Source organism: Methylobacterium sp. WL9, assembly GCF_008040035.1.
Taxonomy (GTDB): domain Bacteria; phylum Pseudomonadota; class Alphaproteobacteria; order Rhizobiales; family Beijerinckiaceae; genus Methylobacterium; species Methylobacterium thuringiense.
In genome coordinates this window covers 14,181-33,410 of sequence record NZ_VRVE01000013.1, presented here as the reverse complement: position 1 = coordinate 33,410, position 19,230 = coordinate 14,181, and the positions used below count along the sequence as shown (strand labels likewise).

The window sequence follows — 19,230 nt, the reverse complement described above, 5'->3', positions numbered from 1 at the left end:
GGGCGCCGGTGCCCGACGAGCCGATCGCTGCATTCCGGGTTCGGCGTAGGGGAGGGCGCTCGAAGGGCCGTGTCGCGGTGCGCATGGCGCCGGGATCACGGGCAGGCCGCGAAGAAGGCGCCGGCCCCCGGGCAGGGGGCGCGCCACGAAAGGCGCGCCGGCACTGCGTCCGGATCAGTTGAGGTAGGTGCGGATCCAGTTCGGGGAGAGGATCTCGCCCTCTTCCGTGATGATCCAGGGCTGTTTGGCCGGATCGGTGAGCGCACCCGCGGCGGCTTCCAGGGCCTCGCGCAGCGTGTCGTAGCGCTCGGGCTGGGCCAGGGGCGACGCGGCAGGCAGCGTGCGCCAGATCGTCAGGTCGGCCGGACGTTCGAGAGCCTCGGTTTCCATGTCGTGGTCTTCCTCGTGAACCCTGTACGCGGTCGGTTCGTCGACGGGGCTGAGATCAGCGGCCAGCCGACGTGGTGCATATGCCAGTACGATTGGGAGCATCTGTTGGCGTCTTTGCGATCAATTCGGGCAATTGTTTCCCGATCGTCACCGTGTCGACGCAGTTCCCTGTCGCGATTGCCCGATACTGAAGAACTGGCGTCTTGCGTCACGCCTTGGATGCTCGTCACTTGCGATGCGATGACTGTGCGGTCGAAGTGTAAGCAATTCGTTAGTTTGGCGCTCACCCTACCGCAGTGCGGTGACGCACCTGCTCAGCTTGTGGACGGCTGTGGATTTTCCGCGACGCCGGCCGGGCGTTGACGGGAACGCGGCACGCGCCCACGTCATGCCGCACCCGCCCGGGCAGTTCTGCCGACGACGCCGTCGTCCCTGCTCGCGGCTTCGGGACGTGTCCGGTGCCTGATCGTTTCGTGCGGATCGCCCTGGGGATCACCCTCGGCCTGCTGATCGCCGTCGTGGCGCAGCCCTACATCATGGCCTTCCTCTATGCGGCCGATCAGCCGCGGGCGATCACGGCGCGCGGCGACCTCTCGGCGGCCGAGACCACCACCGTCGACCTTTTCGCCCGCGCCTCGCCATCGGTAGTCCACGTCTTCGCGCAGTCGGCGGCGCAGGGTCGCGCCCTGCTCGATCCCGAGATGGACGAAGACAGCGGTCAGCAGCAGGGCGGCAGCGGCACGCAGACCGGCACCGGCTTCGTCTGGGATTCCGGCGGCCACGTCGTCACCAACAACCATGTCGTCCAGGGTGCGACCCAGAAGGGCGGCTCGATCTCGGTGCGGCTGTCCTCGGGCGAGGTGGTCTCGGCGAGCGTCGTCGGGACCGCCCCGAACTACGATCTCGCGGTGCTGCGCCTCGGGCGCGTCGCTCGGCAACCGCCGCCCCTCGCCGTCGGCACCTCTGCGGACCTCAAGGTGGGCCAGGCGGCCTTCGCCATCGGCAACCCGTTCGGCCTCGATCACACGCTCACCACCGGGGTCATCAGCGCCCTGCAGCGCCGCCTGCCGACGCAGGAGGGCCGCGAGCTCTCGGGCGTCATCCAGACCGACGCGGCGATCAACCCCGGCAATTCCGGCGGTCCGCTGCTCGACTCCGCCGGGCGGCTGATCGGCGTCAACACCGCGATCTTCTCGCCCTCGGGGGCGAGCGCCGGCATCGGCTTCGCCGTCCCGGTGGATGTTGTGAACCGCGTCGTCCCGGAACTGATCCGTAACGGCCGGATGCGTAATCCGGGAATCGGCATCATCGCCGGCCAGGAGGCCACCGCCGCCCGCCTCGGCATCGATGGTGTCGTGGTTATGCGGGTGCTGCCCGGATCGCCGGCCGCGAATGCAGGGCTTCGCGGCGTCGACCCGCAATCCGGCGAGATCGGCGACATCGTCGTCGGCGTGAACGACAAACGCGTCCATCGCCTCGCCGACCTCACCGCCGCGGTCGAGGCGGCCGGCATGGACAAGGCCGTGATGCTCCAAGTCGAGCGCGACGGCCGCATCCGGCAGATCCGCGTGACGACGGCGGATGTCGCGCAGACGCGGTTGTAACGGGATCAGCCTTTACGCGGATGCCTAACCGGCCGATCACGGCAGCATGTTGCTCGCCCTCGGTGTTCTCGTACTCGTCGGATTGTGGTGGCTCGGCCGCAGCGGCGGTCGTCTGCCGGCCGGACTCAGTCCAAGGCGGATCGGCAGCTACGCCGCCTTCGCCGTGGCGGCGCTCCTGGCGCTGCGCGGCGTTCTGCTGCCGGCGGTTTTGCTCGCCGGCGTCGGTCTCTGGCTGCTGGAGGGAGGGGAGGGGGTCTCGAAGAGGCTCGCCGGCCTCGTCGCGAAACTAAGGCCGAACCGCGCACCGAAGCGCACCGCCACCGTCGAGTTCGAGCCCGCCTCCGGTGACGGCACGATACTGGCCGGTCCCCATACCGGCGAGCGCCTGTCGGCGGTTCCGCGCGGCGATCTCGTCGCGCTCCACACGCTCTGCCGTAGTGCCGACCCCGACGGGGCGCGGCTACTGGAGGCGTATCTGGACCGCCGGCACTCCGGCTGGCGTATAGACGCTGAGCGCGATCTTCACGCGCGGACGGGCCGTCCGCTTGACCCAGGGGCGATGACGCAGAAGGAGGCCTATGAGATCCTGGGGCTTGAGAGCGGGGCGTCCCTGGAGCAGGTCCGCACGGCCCACAGGGCGCTGATGAAACGGCTGCATCCCGATCAGGGGGGCACCGCCGAGTTTGCCGCGCGTATCAACGCGGCTCGGGACAGGCTGACGAACCGACATCGCTGAAACTCCACGCGCGTTGTCAGAGAGGACTGATGGCGAACCGCCGGCCCAATACGCGGGCCGATGGGCAGGTCAGAAGTGTCGCATGATGTTTTCGGAAAACCGGCTTCCACTTTTCCGCATCAGGCGTGGCGTCAGCTGCGGGTCGCGAAGCAGTTGAAGCCGTTCTTTTTCAGGGCCGAGCAGGCATCCTGCGCGGAGCTCTGCTCTGAGAAGCCCGAGAACCGGGCGCGGTAGAGCGTCGTGCCGCCGTGGCTGACGCGAACCGTGTAGGGGGCTGCCTTGCCCAGCGCGCCGCCGGCGCGACCGCGAGCCTCGGCCAGCATCGATTTCGCCTTGTCTTCGTCGTCCATGGCGCCGAGCTGGATCACCCAGGCCGTCGGCGTCACGCCGCGCGAGGTGATCTCGGCCTTCTCCGACTTGGCCGGCGCCTCGGAGCGCGTGGCGACCGCGTCGTAGGACGGAAGCCTGGCGCTCGACTTGGCCGAGCCCGGGAACCCGGCTTGGCCCGCCGAGCCGGCATAGGCCTGTGCCGCGCCGGGGATCGAGGCCGGCGGACGGCGGCCCATGCCGGGCGTCGTGGTCGGGGCGGCATCCGTCGCGTTCGTCGTCTCGATCTCGTCGTCGTCGGCCGAGGCGTAGCGGGTGCGGGTCTTCGAGGCGGCGTCGGCGATCACGGCCGGACGGCCGCGCTCGGCCGTCTCGATCAGCGCCGGGGACTGGCGGGCGCCGGCATAGGCGCGGGGCAGGCTGGCGCGGACGAGGTCGGCCATGATCCGGTCGCGGCTGGCGCCCGACTTGCCGCCGAGGACGATCGCGACGATCTGGCGGTCGTCGGACTTTGCCGCGGTCATCAGGTTGAAGCCCGAATCGCGCGTGTAGCCGGTCTTGATGCCGTCGACGCCCTGGACGTTGCCGAGCAGGCGGTTGTGGTTGCCGATCACCCGGCCGCGGAAGGCGAAGGAGCGGGTCTGGAAATACTTGTAGTAGCGCGGGAAGCGGTCCTGGATCGCGCGGGCGAGCACCGTGAGGTCGCGCGCCGTGGTGATCTGGTCGGCATCCGGCAGGCCCGAGGCGTTGGCGTAGTGCGTACGGCTCATGCCGAGCGCCTGGGCCTTGCGGGTCATCATCTCCGCGAATTTCGGCTCCGAGCCGGCGATGTTCTCGCCGATGGCGCAGGCGACGTCGTTGGCCGACTTCGTCACGATTGCCTTGATCGCGTCCTCGACCTCGATGGTGGAGCCCGGGCGCAGGCCGAGCTTCGACGGCGCCTGGGCGGCGGCGTTGGCCGAGATCGTCAGCGGCGAGTCGAGCTGGAAGCGCCCGCGCTCGAGCTGCTCGAACAGCATGTAGAGGGTCATCACCTTGGTGATCGAGGCCGGATGGCGCAGCGCGTCCTCGTTGACCGCATGCAGCGTCTTGCCGGACTTCACGTCGACGACCATGGCCGCGTAGGGCGGGTTGTAGCCGCTGACGGCGCGCTGGTGGGCCGCGCGGTGGTGGTGGGCGTGCCGACGCGCCTCGGCCGGCGAGGCGATCGCGGCGAGGATCGCCGCGGCTGCCAGGGCGGCAGGGGTCGCACGGTAACGAAGAAAACGGCCTGACACGCTACGCATTACCGCTGATCCGTCCCGCACCTTCGAGCCGCTGCCCGGCCCGCACTGCGCCATTGCCGCGAAGAGCACCGGGCCCGCCCGACGTCCCGCTCCATCTCGATATGTGACGGTATGTGGACGCGGTTACGCGGCCGTTAATGCGGCGCAACCTGGGGCCGAAACGTTGTTTCCAGGCAGGGTGCTAGCCGGGCCATTGCCGGGCGCCGGCCCTCGCGACACGGACAAGTGCGCGCAGGCGACTGGCGCAGTCGTTTCCCGGCCTATAGATTGCCTTTCGCTGGTCGCGTTCTCAGCGAACGGCCTGGGCGGAGAAGCCGTCCCAGGTCCGTCGTACTTCCCATGAACAACGCCTCACGAATGAAGCATGCCGCCGGACGGACTCGATACGATTCCGAGGTCTCAGACGCTGACGCAGGTCATGGCGGTCGCCGATGACGGGCTCGGGCGCACGCAGCCGATGACGGCCGCGAGCCAGCGCGGGCCAGGCGATGGTGACCGGTCGAACACTGCGATCATCACGCGCACCAAGCCGAAGACCAAGCGTCCGAGCCTGTATCGCGTGCTGCTCCTCAACGACGACTACACGCCGATGGAATTCGTCGTGCATGTCGTCGAGCGCTTCTTCAACAAGAACCATGACGACGCCTACCAGATCATGATGCACGTGCATCAGAACGGCGTCGGCGAATGCGGAATTTTTACCTATGAAGTCGCCGAGACGAAGGTGACGCAGGTGATGGATTTCGCACGCAAGCACCAACACCCTCTCCAGTGCGTTATGGAGAAGAAATAGGCCCTCGCGAAAAAGGCTCGAGCATTGCCAAGCTTCTCCCGCAGCCTGGAACAAGCCCTCCACCGCGCCCTGGCGCTGGCGGGTGAACGACGCCACGAATACGCGACGCTCGAGCATCTCCTGCTCGCGCTGGTCGACGATCAGGATGCGGCCGCCGTGATGCGGGCCTGCAGCGTCGAGGTCGACGTTCTCAAGCGCAACCTCGTCGAATACGTCGACACCGAGCTCTCCAATCTCACCGGCGACGGACGCCAGGACGCCAAGCCGACGGCGGGCTTCCAGCGCGTGATCCAGCGCGCGGTTATCCACGTCCAGTCTTCCGGCCGCGAGGAGGTGACGGGGGCGAACGTGCTGGTGGCGATCTTCGCCGAGCGCGAGAGCCATGCCGCCTACTTCCTGCAGGAGCAGGACATGACCCGCTACGATGCGGTCAACTACATCAGTCACGGTATCGCCAAGCGGCCCGGCGCATCGGAATCGAAGCCCGTGCGCGGCTCGGACGACGAGGGTTCCTCCGAGCGGCCCGGCGGTGGCGGCGATGAGGAAGGCGGACGCGGCACCAAGAAGAAGGGCGATGCCCTGGAAGCCTACTGCGTCAACCTCAACAAGAAGGCGCGTGACGGCAAGATCGACCCGCTGATCGGCCGCCATTCGGAGGTGGAGCGCACGATTCAGGTGCTCTGCCGCCGCCAGAAGAACAACCCGCTGCTGGTGGGCGACCCCGGCGTCGGCAAGACCGCCATCGCCGAAGGGCTCGCGCGCAAGATCATCCAGAAGGAGGTGCCCGAGGTTCTGGCCGACGCCACCGTATTCTCGCTGGACATGGGCACGCTGCTCGCCGGTACGCGCTATCGCGGCGACTTCGAGGAACGCCTCAAGCAGGTGATGAAGGAGATCGAGCAGCATCCGAACGCGGTGCTGTTCATCGACGAGATCCATACGGTGATCGGGGCCGGCGCCACCTCGGGCGGCGCCATGGACGCCTCGAACCTGCTCAAGCCGGCGCTCGCCTCCGGAGCGCTGCGCTGCATCGGCTCGACGACCTACAAGGAGTACCGCCAGTACTTCGAGAAGGACCGCGCCCTGGTCCGCCGTTTCCAGAAGATCGACGTCAACGAGCCGTCGATCCCGGACACCATAGAGATCCTGAAGGGGCTGAAGCCCTATTTCGAGGAATTCCACAAGCTGAAGTACACCACCGAGGCGGTCAAAGCGGCCGTCGAGCTGTCTGCGCGATACATCAACGACCGCAAGCTGCCGGACAAGGCGATCGACGTGATCGACGAGACCGGCGCCTCGCAGATGCTGGTTCCGGAGGCGCGCCGCAAGCGTACCATCGGCGTCAAGGAGATCGAGGCGACGGTGGCCACGATGGCCCGCATCCCCCCGAAGACGGTGTCGAAGGACGACACGGTCGTGCTCCAGAACCTGACCGAGAACCTGAAGCGCGTCGTCTACGGCCAGCCGAAGGCGATCGAGGCGCTGACCTCGGCGATCAAGCTCGCCCGTGCCGGCCTGCGCGATCCCGACAAGCCGATCGGCTCCTACCTGTTCGCCGGCCCGACCGGCGTCGGCAAGACGGAAGCCGCCAAGCAGCTCGCCGCCTCGCTCGGCGTCGAGATGCTGCGCTTCGACATGTCGGAATACATGGAGCGCCACACGGTGAGCCGCCTGATCGGCGCGCCTCCCGGCTATGTCGGCTTCGATCAGGGCGGCCTGCTGACCGACGGCATCGACCAGCACCCGCATTGCGTGCTGCTGCTCGACGAGATCGAGAAGGCCCATCCGGACCTTTTCAACATCCTGTTGCAGGTGATGGACCACGGCAAGCTCACCGATCACAACGGCAAGCAGGTCGATTTCCGCAACGTGATCATCATCATGACCACGAATGCGGGCGCGTCCGACATGGCCCGGTCCGCTTACGGCTTCACCCAGACCAAGCGCACGGGCGACGACGTCGAGGCGATCAACAAGCTATTCGCGCCGGAATTCCGCAATCGACTCGACTCGATCATCTCCTTCGGCCACCTGCCGAAGGACGTGGTCGCCAAGGTCGTCGACAAGTTCGTGCTGCAGCTCGAGGCACAGCTCGCCGATCGCAACGTCACCATCGAGCTCTCCGACGAAGCGCGCGAGTGGCTCGTCGAGAATGGCTACGACGACGCGATGGGCGCCCGTCCCATGGCGCGGCTGATCCAATCGACCATCAAGACGCCGCTCGCGGACGAGGTGCTGTTCGGCAAGCTCAAAAACGGCGGCGCCGTGCGTGTCGTGCTGTTGAAGGCCGATGCCGACGACAACGATGCGGGTTCGGCCAAGGCGACGCTCGCCTTCGAGTTTCCGGCAGGCCCGGTGACGCCGAAGCCGGAGAAGGATGTCGCCAACGCCGCCAAGCGCCACAAGCGTTCGAAGCCGCGGCCGGCACCGAAGCGCAAGGCTGGCGACAAGGATGGCGGCCCGGAGGGGCCGAGCGGCTCCGGCAGCGCCCGCAGCACGGTGCCGAAGGTCCCGCTGGTCAAGGCGTAGCCGGGTTCGTCTTAGGGAAGGCGGGTTGCCTTCCTCTAGCCGCTCGCGGATATGGGCGCACCGAGATGAGACGAGCGGGGCGCGTGCGCGCCGCGCGGATCGAACAGCGACGGGGGCAGCATGATGAGCGACACGCATGAGGAGACCCTCACGCCTGTCACCCGGCAGCCCCCGCCGCCCAAGCCGAAGCTGACGGCACGGGAGGCTCGCCGCAGGCGGCGCAAATCCAGGCGCCGTGGCGAGGAGATCCTGGGCTGGATCCTCGTTCCGATCATCGTGTTCGGCGTCTGGTGGGGCGTGAACGCGGGCTTCGAGTTCTTCGGGACCACGCCCGGTACGGTCTGGGATCAGCTTCTGCAGGTGAAGAAGCAGCTCGAAAAGAAGGCCTGACGCTGCGTCATCGCTGCCACTTCGGGTTTCGTGTTCTCACGCGTGCGCCTGGGCGTGATATGATGTCGGCGTTGTCGGCTGCTTTGCCCGATCGCGGATCCGGCACGAACTTGCGTTGAGCGACCTCGAACGGAGAGCGGCACGCCACTCGGGTCTTCGCGCCCGCACCCAAATCTCGCACCGCAAAAACGTTATGCTCAGTCTGGGCATATCTGGACAAGGCTCGGGGCCGCGCCTAACTTAGGCGGCACAATGCTCAAAGTGAGCATAAAGGAGTTGCGATGGCCGCGACCTCTCTACCGCAGCGAAATGCCCGCGTCGACGGTCTGCCGCTTCCGGATCTTTACGCTCGCGTCAGCCGGCATGTCCCGGCGATCGAGTGGCCGGCTCTCGCGCCCGATGTCGAGGCGATCCTGCGGCTGAAGCGCGAGCGCAACGCCGTGATCCTGGCCCATAATTATCAGGCGCCGGAGATCTTCCACACGGTGGCGGACATCGTCGGCGACAGCCTCGCGCTCGCCCGCGAGGCTATCACGGTCGATGCCGACGTGATCGTGCTCGCCGGCGTCCACTTCATGGCCGAGACCGCGAAACTCCTGAATCCCGGCAAGACCGTCCTGATCCCGGACATGCGGGCTGGTTGCTCCCTCGCGGACTCGATCACAGCGGCGGATATCCGCGCGTTGCGGCTGAAATATCCGGGCGTTCCGGTGGTGACCTACGTCAACACGTCGGCCGCGGTGAAGGCCGAATCCGACATCTGCTGCACCTCCGGCAATGCCGCCGACGTGGTGCGCTCGCTCGGTGTCCCCCGCGTCCTGATGCTGCCGGACGAGTTCCTGGCGCAGAACGTCCAGGTGCAGGTGCCCGAAGTCGAGATGCTGACCTGGCCCGGCCACTGCGAGGTGCACGAGCGCTTCACGCCCGACGACATCGCAGCCGTCCGCGACAGCTATCCCGGCATCACCGTGATCGCGCATCCGGAATGTCCGCCCGACGTGGTCCAGGCCTCCGACTTCTCGGGCTCGACCGCGATGATGATGAACTACGTGACGAGCAAGCGGCCCAGCCAGGTCGTGCTCGTCACCGAGTGCTCGATGGCCGACAACATCGCCGTGGCGAACCCGGACATCGAGTTCATCAAGCCCTGCAACATGTGTCCGCACATGAAGCGGATGTCGTTGCCGAACATCCGTCATGCCCTGGAGACGATGACCCACGAGGTCACCGTGGAGCCGGCCCTGGCCGAGCGCGCGCGGCGTGCCGTCGAGCGGATGCTCGCGGTGAAGCCGACCGCCGCGCCGACCCCCATCCTGAAGTCCTGACGATGAGCATCGTCTCGCGCAGCCCCGCCGACCGCGTGATCGTGGTCGGCGCGGGCGTCGCCGGGCTCGCCACGGCCCTGCGGCTCGCGCCTCGTCCAGTCACGATCGTTACGGCCGCGTCGCTGGGCAACGGCACCGCCACGGGCTGGGCCCAGGGCGGCATCGCCGCCGCGATCGGCCCCGGCGATGCGCCGCCGCTTCACGCCGCCGACACCGAGGCTGCCGGCGCCGGGCTGACTGAGCTCGACGTCGCCCTGCGCGTCGCCCAGGCGGCGCCCGGCCTGATCGATTGGCTCGTCGGCCTCGGCGTCGCCTTCGACCGCGATGCGGACGGTTCACTCGCCCTCGGCCTGGAGGCGGCCCACAGCCGTCGCCGGATCGTGCGCGGACGCGGCGACTCGACTGGTGCCACGGTCCTTGAAGGACTGGTGCGGGCGGTGCGCGCGACGCCCTCGATCGAGGTGCTCGTCGCCGACGCGACGACATTGATGCAGGACGCGAACGGTGCCGTCTGCGGCCTCGTCTGCGAGAGCGACGGCGCGGCCTTCCGTCTGCCGGCCCGTGCCGTGGTGCTCGCCACCGGCGGCGTCGGAGGGCTGTACGCGGCGACGACCAACCCGCGCGGTGCGATCGGCAGCGGCCTGCTCCTCGCGGCACGGGCTGGTGCGAGCTTGCGCGACCTCGAATTCGTGCAGTTCCACCCCACCGCCATCGCGGCCGGCGCCGACCCGATGCCGCTCGCCACGGAGGCGCTTCGCGGCGAGGGCGCAACTCTCGTCGATGTCGAGGGCGGGCGTGTGATGGCCGGCATCAGCGGCGGCGACCTCGCCCCGCGCGACGTCGTCGCCCGCGCGATCTTCCAGGCCCAGGCCGGCGGTCGCGCGGTGTTTCTCGACACGCGTGGCGATCTCGGCCGCTCGATGGCGCGGCGCTTTCCGACGGTGGCGGGCCTCTGCTCCGGCCTAGGCATCGATCCGGCCGTTCAGCCGATCCCGGTGCGGCCGGCCGCGCACTATCACATGGGTGGCGTTGTGGTGGACGCGCACGGCCGCACCGACGTGCCCGGCCTATGGGCCTGCGGTGAGGTCGCCTCGACCGGCCTGCACGGTGCCAACCGCCTCGCCAGCAATTCCTTGCTGGAGGCGCTTGCCTTCTCCGGCCCGATCGCGGCTTCGATAGAGGCGGAGCCGGCCTCCGCGATGATCGGCGATGCGGCGTCCCTGCCGCGTCGTCAGGGCGATGGCGGCCGCGCTCTGGCCGAGGTGCGTGCGCTGATGGATCGCCGGGTCGGCGTCGTGCGCGATGCGGCCGGTCTGCGCGAGGCCATCGCCAGTCTGCACCTCCTCGCCGAGGGTGGCTCGGATGCGGCGCTCACCGGCCTGATGATCGCCGTCTGCGCCCTTTCGCGGCAGGAGAGCCGCGGCGGCCACTGGCGCAGCGATTTTTCCGGGCAGGCGGCGCGCTACCACACGGTGACGACCTTTTTCGAAGTTCTGCGCGTGGCGGCCGAGATCGCGGGCGCGAGTGAGCGTCTGTCGCCCGAGGCGGTTTCGGGATAGGGCACGCGGTGTAGCCGTGCGCCTCTCCTCCCCCTTGTGGAGAGGCGTTGGAGGTGGGGTGGCTCCGCTGGGCTCCGACCGAGGCAAGCGGAACACCCCCACCCCTTTGCGCCTCCCCACAAGGGGGAGGGGAAGCGACGCGATCGAGACCCGAAGATGCCCGACGACACGCTCCTTCCGCTGCCGCGTCTCCTCGTCGAGCCGATCGTGCGTGCGGCATTGCTCGAAGACCTCGGCCGTGCAGGCGACATCACCACCGACGCCATCGTGCCGGCCGACGCCCGATTGAAAGGCGTCATCGCCGCCCGTCAGGACGGCGTCATCGCCGGTATCGAGACGGCGGTGATCGCATTCGGCCTGATCGATCCGGCCGTGATCGTGACGGTCGAGCGCGGCGATGGCGCCCGCGTCGCGCCCGGCGACACGGTGATCCGGCTCGATGGGCCGGCGCGGGCCATCCTCACCGCCGAGCGCGTGGCGCTGAACCTGCTCTGCCGGCTTTCCGGTGTCGCCACCGCCACGGCGGCACTCGTCGAGGCGGCTCGCCCGTACGGCAAGGCGCGCATCGTCTGCACCCGCAAGACGACACCGGGATTGCGGGCGCTGGAGAAGCATGCGGTGCGGGCCGGCGGTGGGTCCAACCACCGCTTCGGCCTCGACGATGCGGTGCTGATCAAGGACAACCACGTCGCGGTCGCCGGCGGTATCGTGCCGGCCATCGAGCGCGCCCGCGCCCGCACCGGTCATCTCGTCAAGATCGAGATCGAGGTCGACACCCTGGCGCAGCTCGAACAGGCGCTGTCGGTGGGCGCCGACGCCGTTCTCCTCGACAACATGAGCCCACAGACGCTCGCCGAGGCGGTGCGCATGGTCGGAGGGCGGGCCATCACCGAGGCGTCCGGGCGGATCGACCGCGACACCGTCGGCGCTGTGGCCGCTTCCGGCGTCGACCTGATCTCGGTGGGCTGGATCACGCACAGCGCGGCGATCATCGACCTCGGCCTCGACGCCGCCTGACCCGCCAAAGCGCCGCCACAATTCCTTAACGACCCGTTCGGTTCAGAATCTGGGCAAGTCTTTGGAATCACGACGGCTCCGAAGACCGTTTTCGCTATCGTATGGCCAAGCTGCCACCGTGTTGCCACATGGTCACGACGGCCGTGGAACCGCGTGCGGTGCGCGAATAGAGCTTGGCTTTAACGCGCTGCGGTTTACGTCTGGGCATCGATCCGTGCGGCGACGCGCGGCAGTTTTCCACCGAGTTTCCACAAGTCCGCCTGCCCTCGAGAGGCTTCGATGCGCCGTATCGTCACCGCCCTCGCGGGCCTCGCCTGCGCGTCCATCGCGCTGGCGGCGCCCGCCTCCGCCTATGAGATCGACCCGCTGACCCGCCAGCCGCTCAGCGACGTGCTGACGGTGCGCGTGCGCCCGCAGAACGCTTCGCTCCCGGCCGCCGACCCGCTGCAGAGCACGCTGCCGCAGGCCACCGCGATCCAGCGCGAGATGGTGGAATTCTCCGGCCCCTACAGCCCCGGCACCATCGTGGTGTCGACGGCTGAGCGCCGGCTCTACCTCGTGATGGGCGGCGGACAGGCCATGCGCTACGGCGTCGGCGTCGGCCGTCCCGGCTTTACCTGGGGCGGCACGCAGAACATTACGATGAAGCGCGAATGGCCGGATTGGCGTCCTCCGTCGGAGATGCTGCGCCGCCGTCCCGATCTGCCCCGCTACATGAAGGGCGGCATCGAGAATCCGCTCGGCGCCCGCGCCATGTATCTCGGCGGCTCGATCTACCGCATCCACGGCTCGAACGAGCCGGAGACCATCGGCACCGCCGTCTCCTCGGGCTGCATCCGCATGACCAACGAGGACGTCTCGGACCTCTACACCCGGGTCAAGGTCGGCACGCGCGTCATCGTCCAGCGCTGAACGCGCCGACCAGCGATCGATCGAAGGGCCGGCGGAAACGCCGGCCCTTTTGTTTTGCGCGGCTGCTGGCAAGGCAGAGAACTGGCCGGAGGGCGTCGCCGCCACACTGGCGCCATCATGGCGGCATGAGCCTTGTCGCGCTTGTGATCGGCGCGTCGCGCGTCGTCATCCGCCCTGCGAATCCGAACGACCATAAGGAGCGCCCGTGCGAACCGCCCCGCCTCAGAGCCGCGCCGAACGGCCGCTGGCCGGCGCGGGCAGGCCGCCCTACCGTTCGCGCCGATCGAGGGCCGTCTGATGCTGCCGCAGCACCGCTGGTTCTGGGTCCTGATCCTCGTCGCGGCCGGTGGCGCGGGCCTGCTCTACAACGTCATCTTCGCACAGGGCGCCTCGCCCGCGGCCGGGTTCGTCTACGGCTTCTGCATCGGCACGGCCGCGCTCGCCTTCGATCGCGGGCTGATCCTGGCCGGTCTGCAATCGCGCATCCGGCGCCTGCCCGCCTCGCTCTACGTGCCGGCGGCCGAACTGTCCTACGTGCTGATGATCGTTGCCGGCAACGCGCTCGGCGGCGTCGTCGTCTGGGCCTTCGGACTGACTGGCGACCATCTCGGCGAGGCGGTTCGGACGACGCCGCGCGTGCTCGCCTATGCGCTCGCGGTCTCGGCTTTCGTCGTCTTCGTGATCCGCATGCGCGATCTCATCGGCGGCGAGGTCTTCGTCAACTTCCTGATCGGCCGCTATCACCGGCCGGTCGAGGAAGAGCGCATCTTTCTCTTCCTCGACGTGGTCGGCTCCACCGCCTTCGCCGAGACCCATGGCGACCTGCGCGCGCAAGAGTATCTCGGCGCGATCTTCGCCACGCTGGCCGAGCCTGTGCGCCGGTTCCAGGGCTCCACCGACGACTATATCGGCGACATGGCGATGATCACCTGGCCGATGGCGCGCGGCCTCAAGGATGCGCGCTGCGTCTCCTGCCTGTTCGCCGTCCGCGACCGGATCGAGGCGGAGGCCGAAGCATGGAAGACCCGCTTCGGCATTGTTCCGCGCCTGCGCGCCGCGTTGCATGGCGGCTCGGTGGTCACGGCGGAAGTCGGGGTGGACCGGCACAAGATCGCGTATTTCGGCGATGCGGTGAACGTGACCTCGCGGATCGAGGCCCTGTGCCGGCCGCTCGGAGTCGATATGCTGATCTCGCAGGATCTGCTCGAACGGCTGCCGCCGCTGCCGGCCGGCATTAGCGTGCGCCCGCTCGGCTCGCACACGCTCCGTGGGCGCGACCAGCAACTCGCCGTGGCCACGCTGGAGCGCAGCGGCGATGCGGCCGCCGCCATGGTCGAGAAGGCGGTCGCTGCCGATCCGCCCTCCGCCGCCCGGCCGAGGGCCGCGGCTGGGCGGTGAACGCTCCGCCTGGTGCACAGTCTGGGCAGGTGGTCGATAGCCGACAGCCCTGGCTGTTGCAGAAGATCTGGTTCGTCTGGCAGACGGCCGTGAGGGAGGCACGTTGATGACGGGCAAGCTCATCGCGGTCGCCAACATGAAGGGCGGCGTCGGCAAGACCACGACGGTGGTGATGCTGGCCGAAGCGCTGGCGGCCGACGGGGCCCGGGTGCTGGTGGTCGATCTCGATCCGCAGGCCAGCGTCTCGGTCTGCCTTGCCGGTCCGGACCTGCTCTGCGGGATGATCGCGCAGGGGCGGACGCTCGAAGCCTATCTCGCCCTGAAACTCATCGCCCGCGAAAAGCCGTCCCTGGCGGCGCGCATCCACGGGCGGGTCAGCCTCACCACCCACAAGAACGAGCCGCTGGCGCTTTCGCTGCTGCCGTCCGGTCCGTATCTGCGCATGGTCGAGCGTGAGATCATCTACGAGCTGACCGGCCAAGGCTTCGCGATGCACGCTATCGAGGGGCGGCTTTGGAAGCTGTTCCAGAACGACATCGCGCCGCTCGCCGCGGATTACGACTACGTCCTGTTCGATTGCGCGCCCGGCATATCGCCGATGACCGAGGTCGTCGTGCGCGGCGCGGACCTCGTGCTCGTCACCTCGATCCCGGACTTCCTCTCGACCTACGGGCTCAACGCCTTCGTCGAGACGATCTGGCGGAAGAGCGGGCGGCAGAGCGGCCAGAGCGTGCCGAAGAGTCCGCCCTACGTGCTCGTCACGCGCTACCAGCAAGGCGTGCGGCAGCATCAGCAGACGCTGGCGCAACTGCGCGCGGAGGCCGAGTCCGAGGATGCCGGCTTCAAGCTGCTCACCACCTGCGTTCCGCAGGCGGCGGCGCTCGCGGATGCACTGGTGCCGCGCGATCTTCCGCCGACCTTCTCCGGAAAATACAACGTCCACGTCTCGACCGTGCTGATTCCGCTCGTCGAGGAACTGAAGGGGGTCCTCCATGGCGCTTGATGTCGACGGCTATGCGGTCCTCGGTGCCATCGCGGTGGTGCCCGAGGTGTTTCCCGATATCCGGGCCGACATCGCAAAGACCGCCCGGACGCTGGTGACGAAGCAGCTCAAGGCCAAGAGCCTGCCGCTTGCGCGCCTCCGGCTGATCCGCAGGGCACTCGGGGCAGAGACCTTCGCGCTCATCGTCGACGGCATGACCGATGCCGAGGCCAAGAGCCTGGTCGGGCGTTTCGACAAGCATCACCCCGAACTCAAGACGGCCGCCGCCGATTGGTACCGTCGCCGTCTCGGCGGTTTGGCCGACACCGAGGAGCCTGCGGAGAAGCCGAAGGCCGTGAAAGCCGACAAGCCGGCCGCTTCGCCCAAGCCGAAGGCAGAGCGCGCTCTCGGCAAGCGCCCGTTCGCGGCGACCTGGGACGGCAAGGACCACGACGCGCCGGCTGTGAAGGCGAAGAAGAAGAAGGGCTGAGAGGCTCCGTCATTCCGGGGCCGCGAAGCGGAACCCGGACCCAGAGGGGGCGCGCAGGGCGTGGTTCTCGCCTTTGGCGAGCCGCGGAATGACCGTGACGGGCTGCACGCCCCGACAACGAAAAAGGGGCCGCCTCTCGGCGACCCCTCTCGTCTCGTTGTGATTGTGGCGTGGACTTAGAAGTCCATGCCGCCCATGCCGCCGCCGCCCATGCCGCCGCCGCCGCCCATGCCGCCACCGCCGCTCTCCTTCTTGGGAGCGTCGGCGATCATGGCCTCGGTGGTGACGAGGAGACCGGCGACCGAAGCCGCATCCTGCAGCGCCGTGCGCACGACCTTGGCCGGATCGATGATGCCGGCCTGGATCATGTCGACGTACTCTTCCGTCTGGGCGTTGAAGCCGTAGGTCTCGGTCTCCGTGTGGTCGGTGATCTTGCCGACGACGATGGAGCCCTCGACGCCCGAGTTCTGGGCGATCTGACGGATCGGGGCTTCGAGCGCCTTGAGCACGATCTTGATGCCGGCCTGGACGTCCGGGTTGTCGCTCGTGATCTTGGCGACCGCCTTCTTGGCGAGCAGCAGCGCGACGCCGCCGCCGGGAACGATACCCTCTTCGACCGCAGCGCGGGTGGCGTTCAGGGCGTCGTCGACGCGGTCCTTCTTCTCCTTGACCTCGACCTCGGTCGCGCCGCCGACGCGGATCACCGCGACGCCGCCTGCGAGCTTGGCGAGACGCTCCTGGAGCTTCTCCTTGTCGTAGTCCGAGGTGGTCTCCTCGATCTGCGCCTTGATCTGGCCGACGCGGGCTTCGATGTCGGACTTCTCGCCGGCGCCGTCGATGATCGTGGTGGTCTCCTTCTCGATGCGGACGCGCTTGGCGCGGCCGAGCATCGGGAGCTGGACGTTCTCGAGCTTGATTCCGAGGTCCTCGGCGATCATCTGGCCCTTGGTCAGGATTGCGATGTCCTCAAGCATGGCCTTGCGGCGATCGCCGAAGCCCGGAGCCTTGACGGCCGCGACCTTGAGGCCGCCGCGCAGCTTGTTCACGACAAGCGTGGCCAAAGCCTCACCCTCGATGTCCTCGGCGATGATGACGAGCGGCTTGCCGGTCTGCACCACGGCCTCGAGAACCGGCAGCATCGCCTGGAGCGACGAGAGCTTCTTCTCGTGGATGAGGATGTAGGGATCCTCGAGCTCGGCGACCATCTTCTCCGCGTTGGTGATGAAGTACGGGGAGAGATAGCCGCGGTCGAACTGCATGCCCTCGACGACGTCGAGCTCGGTCTCGGCGGTCTTGGCCTCTTCGACGGTGATGACACCCTCGTTGCCGACCTTCTGCATGGCATGGGCGATCATCTCGCCGATTTCCTTGTCGCCGTTCGACGAGATCGTCCCGACCTGGGCGACTTCGCTCGACTCGGCGACCTTCTTGGCGCGGCCGATGATGTCCTTCACCGCGGCGGCCGTGGCGAGGTCGATGCCGCGCTTCAGGTCCATCGGGTTCATGCCGGCGGCCACGTACTTGGTGCCCTCGCGGACGATCGCCTGGGCGAGCACGGTCGCAGTGGTGGTGCCGTCGCCGGCGATGTCGTTGGTCTTCGAGGCCACTTCGCGCACCATCTGGGCGCCCATGTTCTCGAACTTGTCGGAGAGCTCGATCTCCTTGGCGACGGTGACGCCGTCCTTGGTGATGCGGGGCGCGCCGAAGCTCTTGTCGATGACGACGTTGCGGCCCTTGGGGCCGAGCGTGACCTTCACCGCATCCGCGAGAATGTCGACGCCGCGCAGCATCTTATCGCGGGCGTCGGACGAGAAACGAACGTCTTTCGCTGCCATGTGCTAAGTCCTTTCAAGGTATGGGAAAAGCCCCAAGGCGCGCTCCTGGGAGCGGCCTCAAAGGGCTGTCGTTCGAAGGAAGGCTGCGTCGCTTAGAGTGCGACGACGCCCATGATGTCGGATTCCTTCATGATCAGGAGGTCCTGACCGTCGATCTTGACTTCGGTGCCGGACCACTTGCCGAACAGCACGCGGTCGCCGGCCTTGACGTCGAGCGGGTTGATGCGGCCGGACTCATCACGGGCGCCTGCGCCGACGGCGAGAACTTCGCCCTCTTGCGGCTTTTCCTTGACGGTATCCGGGATGATGATGCCGCCCTTCGTCTTCTCTTCACCCTCAATGCGGCGAACGACGACTCGGTCGTGCAGCGGACGGAACTTCATGAGCTGCCCTCTTGCTTCGAATTCTGGGATGGTCTTGATGCGGCGAAGACCGCGTCACGACCCGCTCGTTAGCACTCTCCATCGGTGAGTGCCAGCGGCAGCGGCGAGATAGGCACGACCGATTTTCGAGTCAAGGAGCGCTGCCGTTCGACAGAACGGGAAAAACGGCGTCTCCCGAAGCGCGCGCCGCCGGAAGGTTCGTTCTCCGCATGATCAGTCTCCACGGGCCGCACGGCCCGGTCGATCACGCCGGCCTGATGGCCGGCGGGGGCCTGCCTGAGCATGCAGTCTGGATCGATCTGCTCGATCCGACCGAGGAGGAGGCCCGGCAGGTCGAGGCGGCCACCGGCCTCAGGGTGCCGTCGCGCGCCGCCCTGAGCGAGGTCGAATCGTCGAGCCGCCTGCGCCGGCTCAAGAGCGGCGGCCTCTCGCTGTCCTCGCCGATGATCACCTTCGACCGCACCGATCTCGCCTTGAAGCCGCTCGGCTTCGTGCTCACCAAGGAGCACCTCGTCACCATCCGCTTCGCCGATCTGCGCTCCTACGACACCGTGAAGACGCGGGTGGCCGAGCATGACGGCGATTGCACCACGAGCATCGACATCTTCCTTCTGGTGATCGAGGAGCTCGTCGACGGCCTCGCCGACACGCTGGAGGAGATGTCGAGCGATCTCGGCTCGCTCTCGACGCGGATCTTCGACTTCGACCCCGCCGCCCGCGCCGGCTCCGACAACGGCAGCCGCGGCTCGCCGAAGCGGCGCGATCTGGCGTTGCGCCGGCTGCTCCGCTCCATCGGCCGGCAGGGCAAGTCGCTCGCGAAGGTCCGCGCCAGCCTGCTCGGGCTGGAGCGGATCGTGCCCTTCGTGAAGGATTCCTGTCCGCAGATGCTGGGCGCGGACGCGGAGGAGAGCCCGCGCTTCGACACGCTCTCGCGCGACATCGACTCCCTCGACGAGTTCGAGACGCGCCAGTCGGAAACCCTGCAGTTCCTGCTCGATGCGGCGCTCGGCCTGATCAACATCGAGCAGAACAACGCCTTCCGGGTGCTCACCGTGGTCTCGGTGGTCGGCATCCCGCCGACGCTGATCGCCTCGATGTACGGCATGAACTTCAAGCACATGCCCGAACTCGAATGGGCCTACGGCTACCCCTATGGCCTCGCGCTGATCGCGCTCTCGGCGCTGATCCCGATCCTGATCTTTCGGGTGAAGGGCTGGGTGTAGAGGGCAGGGGGCCCGCGTTCAGCCTTTCTTGGCGGCTCGCCCCGAGAATGC

The 19,230-nt window shown here is 67.9% G+C and carries 17 protein-coding genes; 13 read left to right on the top strand and 4 right to left on the bottom strand.

Features of this window, described 5'->3' with window-relative positions:
• Positions 1 to 174: 174 nt before the first annotated feature.
• Complete coding sequence (locus tag FV217_RS07165) at positions 175 to 390, bottom strand: hypothetical protein (protein ID WP_147078644.1); 216 nt, start codon at positions 388 to 390, stop codon at positions 175 to 177.
• A gap of 458 nt (positions 391 to 848) precedes the next feature.
• Between FV217_RS07165 and FV217_RS07160 the strand changes: the two genes are divergently transcribed.
• Together FV217_RS07160 and FV217_RS07155 are read left to right on the top strand one after the other, a co-directional pair.
• Entirely contained in the window at positions 849 to 1,994 is a 1,146-nt protein-coding gene (locus FV217_RS07160) for a trypsin-like peptidase domain-containing protein (RefSeq protein WP_147816440.1), read from the top strand.
• Between the two features lie 46 nt (positions 1,995 to 2,040).
• Positions 2,041 to 2,730, top strand: a complete 690-nt coding sequence (locus tag FV217_RS07155) for a DnaJ domain-containing protein (protein WP_147816438.1) — start codon at positions 2,041 to 2,043, stop codon at positions 2,728 to 2,730.
• A gap of 131 nt (positions 2,731 to 2,861) precedes the next feature.
• On the opposite strand, the gene FV217_RS07150 is transcribed toward FV217_RS07155, so the two are convergent.
• Positions 2,862 to 4,343, bottom strand: a complete 1,482-nt coding sequence (locus FV217_RS07150; protein WP_147816437.1) for a D-alanyl-D-alanine carboxypeptidase — start codon at positions 4,341 to 4,343, stop codon at positions 2,862 to 2,864.
• Positions 4,344 to 4,800: 457 nt separating this feature from the next.
• Between FV217_RS07150 and clpS the strand changes: the two genes are divergently transcribed.
• The 10 genes from clpS to FV217_RS07100 all read left to right on the top strand — a co-directional run bounded on the left by clpS (position 4,801) and on the right by FV217_RS07100 (position 15,738).
• Positions 4,801 to 5,136, top strand: a complete 336-nt coding sequence (gene clpS / locus FV217_RS07145; RefSeq protein WP_147816498.1) for an ATP-dependent Clp protease adapter ClpS — start codon at positions 4,801 to 4,803, stop codon at positions 5,134 to 5,136.
• A gap of 24 nt (positions 5,137 to 5,160) precedes the next feature.
• Positions 5,161 to 7,665, top strand: a complete 2,505-nt coding sequence (gene clpA, locus FV217_RS07140; protein ID WP_147816436.1) for an ATP-dependent Clp protease ATP-binding subunit ClpA — start codon at positions 5,161 to 5,163, stop codon at positions 7,663 to 7,665.
• Positions 7,666 to 7,785: 120 nt separating this feature from the next.
• On the top strand, positions 7,786 to 8,055 hold the full coding sequence (locus tag FV217_RS07135) for a hypothetical protein (protein WP_147816435.1): 270 nt from the start codon (positions 7,786 to 7,788) through the stop codon (positions 8,053 to 8,055).
• Positions 8,056 to 8,336: 281 nt separating this feature from the next.
• Complete coding sequence (gene nadA / locus FV217_RS07130) at positions 8,337 to 9,380, top strand: quinolinate synthase NadA (protein ID WP_147816434.1); 1,044 nt, start codon at positions 8,337 to 8,339, stop codon at positions 9,378 to 9,380.
• A gap of 2 nt (positions 9,381 to 9,382) precedes the next feature.
• Positions 9,383 to 10,939, top strand: coding sequence for an L-aspartate oxidase (locus tag FV217_RS07125; protein WP_147816433.1), 1,557 nt, complete (start codon positions 9,383 to 9,385; stop codon positions 10,937 to 10,939).
• A 156-nt stretch (positions 10,940 to 11,095) separates the two neighbouring features.
• On the top strand, positions 11,096 to 11,956 hold the full coding sequence (nadC, locus tag FV217_RS07120) for a carboxylating nicotinate-nucleotide diphosphorylase (protein WP_147816431.1): 861 nt from the start codon (positions 11,096 to 11,098) through the stop codon (positions 11,954 to 11,956).
• A gap of 279 nt (positions 11,957 to 12,235) precedes the next feature.
• Positions 12,236 to 12,868, top strand: coding sequence for a L,D-transpeptidase (locus tag FV217_RS07115; RefSeq protein ID WP_147816429.1), 633 nt, complete (start codon positions 12,236 to 12,238; stop codon positions 12,866 to 12,868).
• A gap of 297 nt (positions 12,869 to 13,165) precedes the next feature.
• A complete protein-coding gene (locus FV217_RS07110; RefSeq protein WP_147816427.1) occupies positions 13,166 to 14,266 on the top strand; it encodes an adenylate/guanylate cyclase domain-containing protein in 1,101 nt (366 codons plus the stop codon).
• 106 nt (positions 14,267 to 14,372) lie between these two features.
• A complete protein-coding gene (locus FV217_RS07105; RefSeq protein WP_147816369.1) occupies positions 14,373 to 15,269 on the top strand; it encodes an AAA family ATPase in 897 nt (298 codons plus the stop codon).
• Positions 15,259 to 15,738: a hypothetical protein gene (locus tag FV217_RS07100; protein ID WP_147816368.1), complete on the top strand. Its 480-nt coding sequence runs from the start codon at positions 15,259 to 15,261 to the stop codon at positions 15,736 to 15,738. The genes FV217_RS07105 and FV217_RS07100 overlap by 11 nt, the downstream gene beginning before the upstream one ends.
• 176 nt (positions 15,739 to 15,914) lie before the next feature.
• Here FV217_RS07100 and groL read toward each other — a convergent pair whose 3' ends face one another.
• Both groL and groES read right to left on the bottom strand, forming a co-directional pair.
• Entirely contained in the window at positions 15,915 to 17,573 is a 1,659-nt protein-coding gene (gene groL, locus FV217_RS07095; protein ID WP_147816367.1) for a chaperonin GroEL, read from the bottom strand.
• 92 nt (positions 17,574 to 17,665) lie between these two features.
• Positions 17,666 to 17,956: a co-chaperone GroES gene (gene groES / locus FV217_RS07090; RefSeq protein ID WP_147816366.1), complete on the bottom strand. Its 291-nt coding sequence runs from the start codon at positions 17,954 to 17,956 to the stop codon at positions 17,666 to 17,668.
• Between the two features lie 209 nt (positions 17,957 to 18,165).
• On the opposite strand from groES, the gene FV217_RS07085 reads away from it, so the two are divergent.
• Positions 18,166 to 19,179, top strand: a complete 1,014-nt coding sequence (locus FV217_RS07085) for a magnesium transporter CorA family protein (RefSeq protein WP_147816365.1) — start codon at positions 18,166 to 18,168, stop codon at positions 19,177 to 19,179.
• The last annotated feature ends 51 nt before the right edge of the window (positions 19,180 to 19,230 follow it).

What these genes read in the sequence shown, in the direction of transcription:
- FV217_RS07110 (WP_147816427.1), top strand. Translation starts at nt 13,166, where the DNA reads ATGCTGCCGCAGCACCGCTGGTTCTGGGTCCTGATCCTCGTCGCGGCC.
- FV217_RS07115 (WP_147816429.1), top strand. Translation starts at nt 12,236, where the DNA reads ATGCGCCGTATCGTCACCGCCCTCGCGGGCCTCGCCTGCGCGTCCATC.
- FV217_RS07155 (WP_147816438.1), top strand. Translation starts at nt 2,041, where the DNA reads ATGTTGCTCGCCCTCGGTGTTCTCGTACTCGTCGGATTGTGGTGGCTC.
- FV217_RS07135 (WP_147816435.1), top strand. Translation starts at nt 7,786, where the DNA reads ATGATGAGCGACACGCATGAGGAGACCCTCACGCCTGTCACCCGGCAG.
- FV217_RS07100 (WP_147816368.1), top strand. Translation starts at nt 15,259, where the DNA reads ATGGCGCTTGATGTCGACGGCTATGCGGTCCTCGGTGCCATCGCGGTG.
- FV217_RS07150 (WP_147816437.1), bottom strand. Translation starts at nt 4,343, where the DNA reads ATGCGTAGCGTGTCAGGCCGTTTTCTTCGTTACCGTGCGACCCCTGCC.
- nadA (WP_147816434.1), top strand. Translation starts at nt 8,337, where the DNA reads ATGGCCGCGACCTCTCTACCGCAGCGAAATGCCCGCGTCGACGGTCTG.
- groES (WP_147816366.1), bottom strand. Translation starts at nt 17,956, where the DNA reads ATGAAGTTCCGTCCGCTGCACGACCGAGTCGTCGTTCGCCGCATTGAG.
- FV217_RS07105 (WP_147816369.1), top strand. Translation starts at nt 14,373, where the DNA reads ATGACGGGCAAGCTCATCGCGGTCGCCAACATGAAGGGCGGCGTCGGC.
- FV217_RS07125 (WP_147816433.1), top strand. Translation starts at nt 9,383, where the DNA reads ATGAGCATCGTCTCGCGCAGCCCCGCCGACCGCGTGATCGTGGTCGGC.
- nadC (WP_147816431.1), top strand. Translation starts at nt 11,096, where the DNA reads ATGCCCGACGACACGCTCCTTCCGCTGCCGCGTCTCCTCGTCGAGCCG.
- FV217_RS07165 (WP_147078644.1), bottom strand. Translation starts at nt 390, where the DNA reads ATGGAAACCGAGGCTCTCGAACGTCCGGCCGACCTGACGATCTGGCGC.
- groL (WP_147816367.1), bottom strand. Translation starts at nt 17,573, where the DNA reads ATGGCAGCGAAAGACGTTCGTTTCTCGTCCGACGCCCGCGATAAGATG.
- clpS (WP_147816498.1), top strand. Translation starts at nt 4,801, where the DNA reads ATGACGGCCGCGAGCCAGCGCGGGCCAGGCGATGGTGACCGGTCGAAC.
- FV217_RS07085 (WP_147816365.1), top strand. Translation starts at nt 18,166, where the DNA reads ATGATCAGTCTCCACGGGCCGCACGGCCCGGTCGATCACGCCGGCCTG.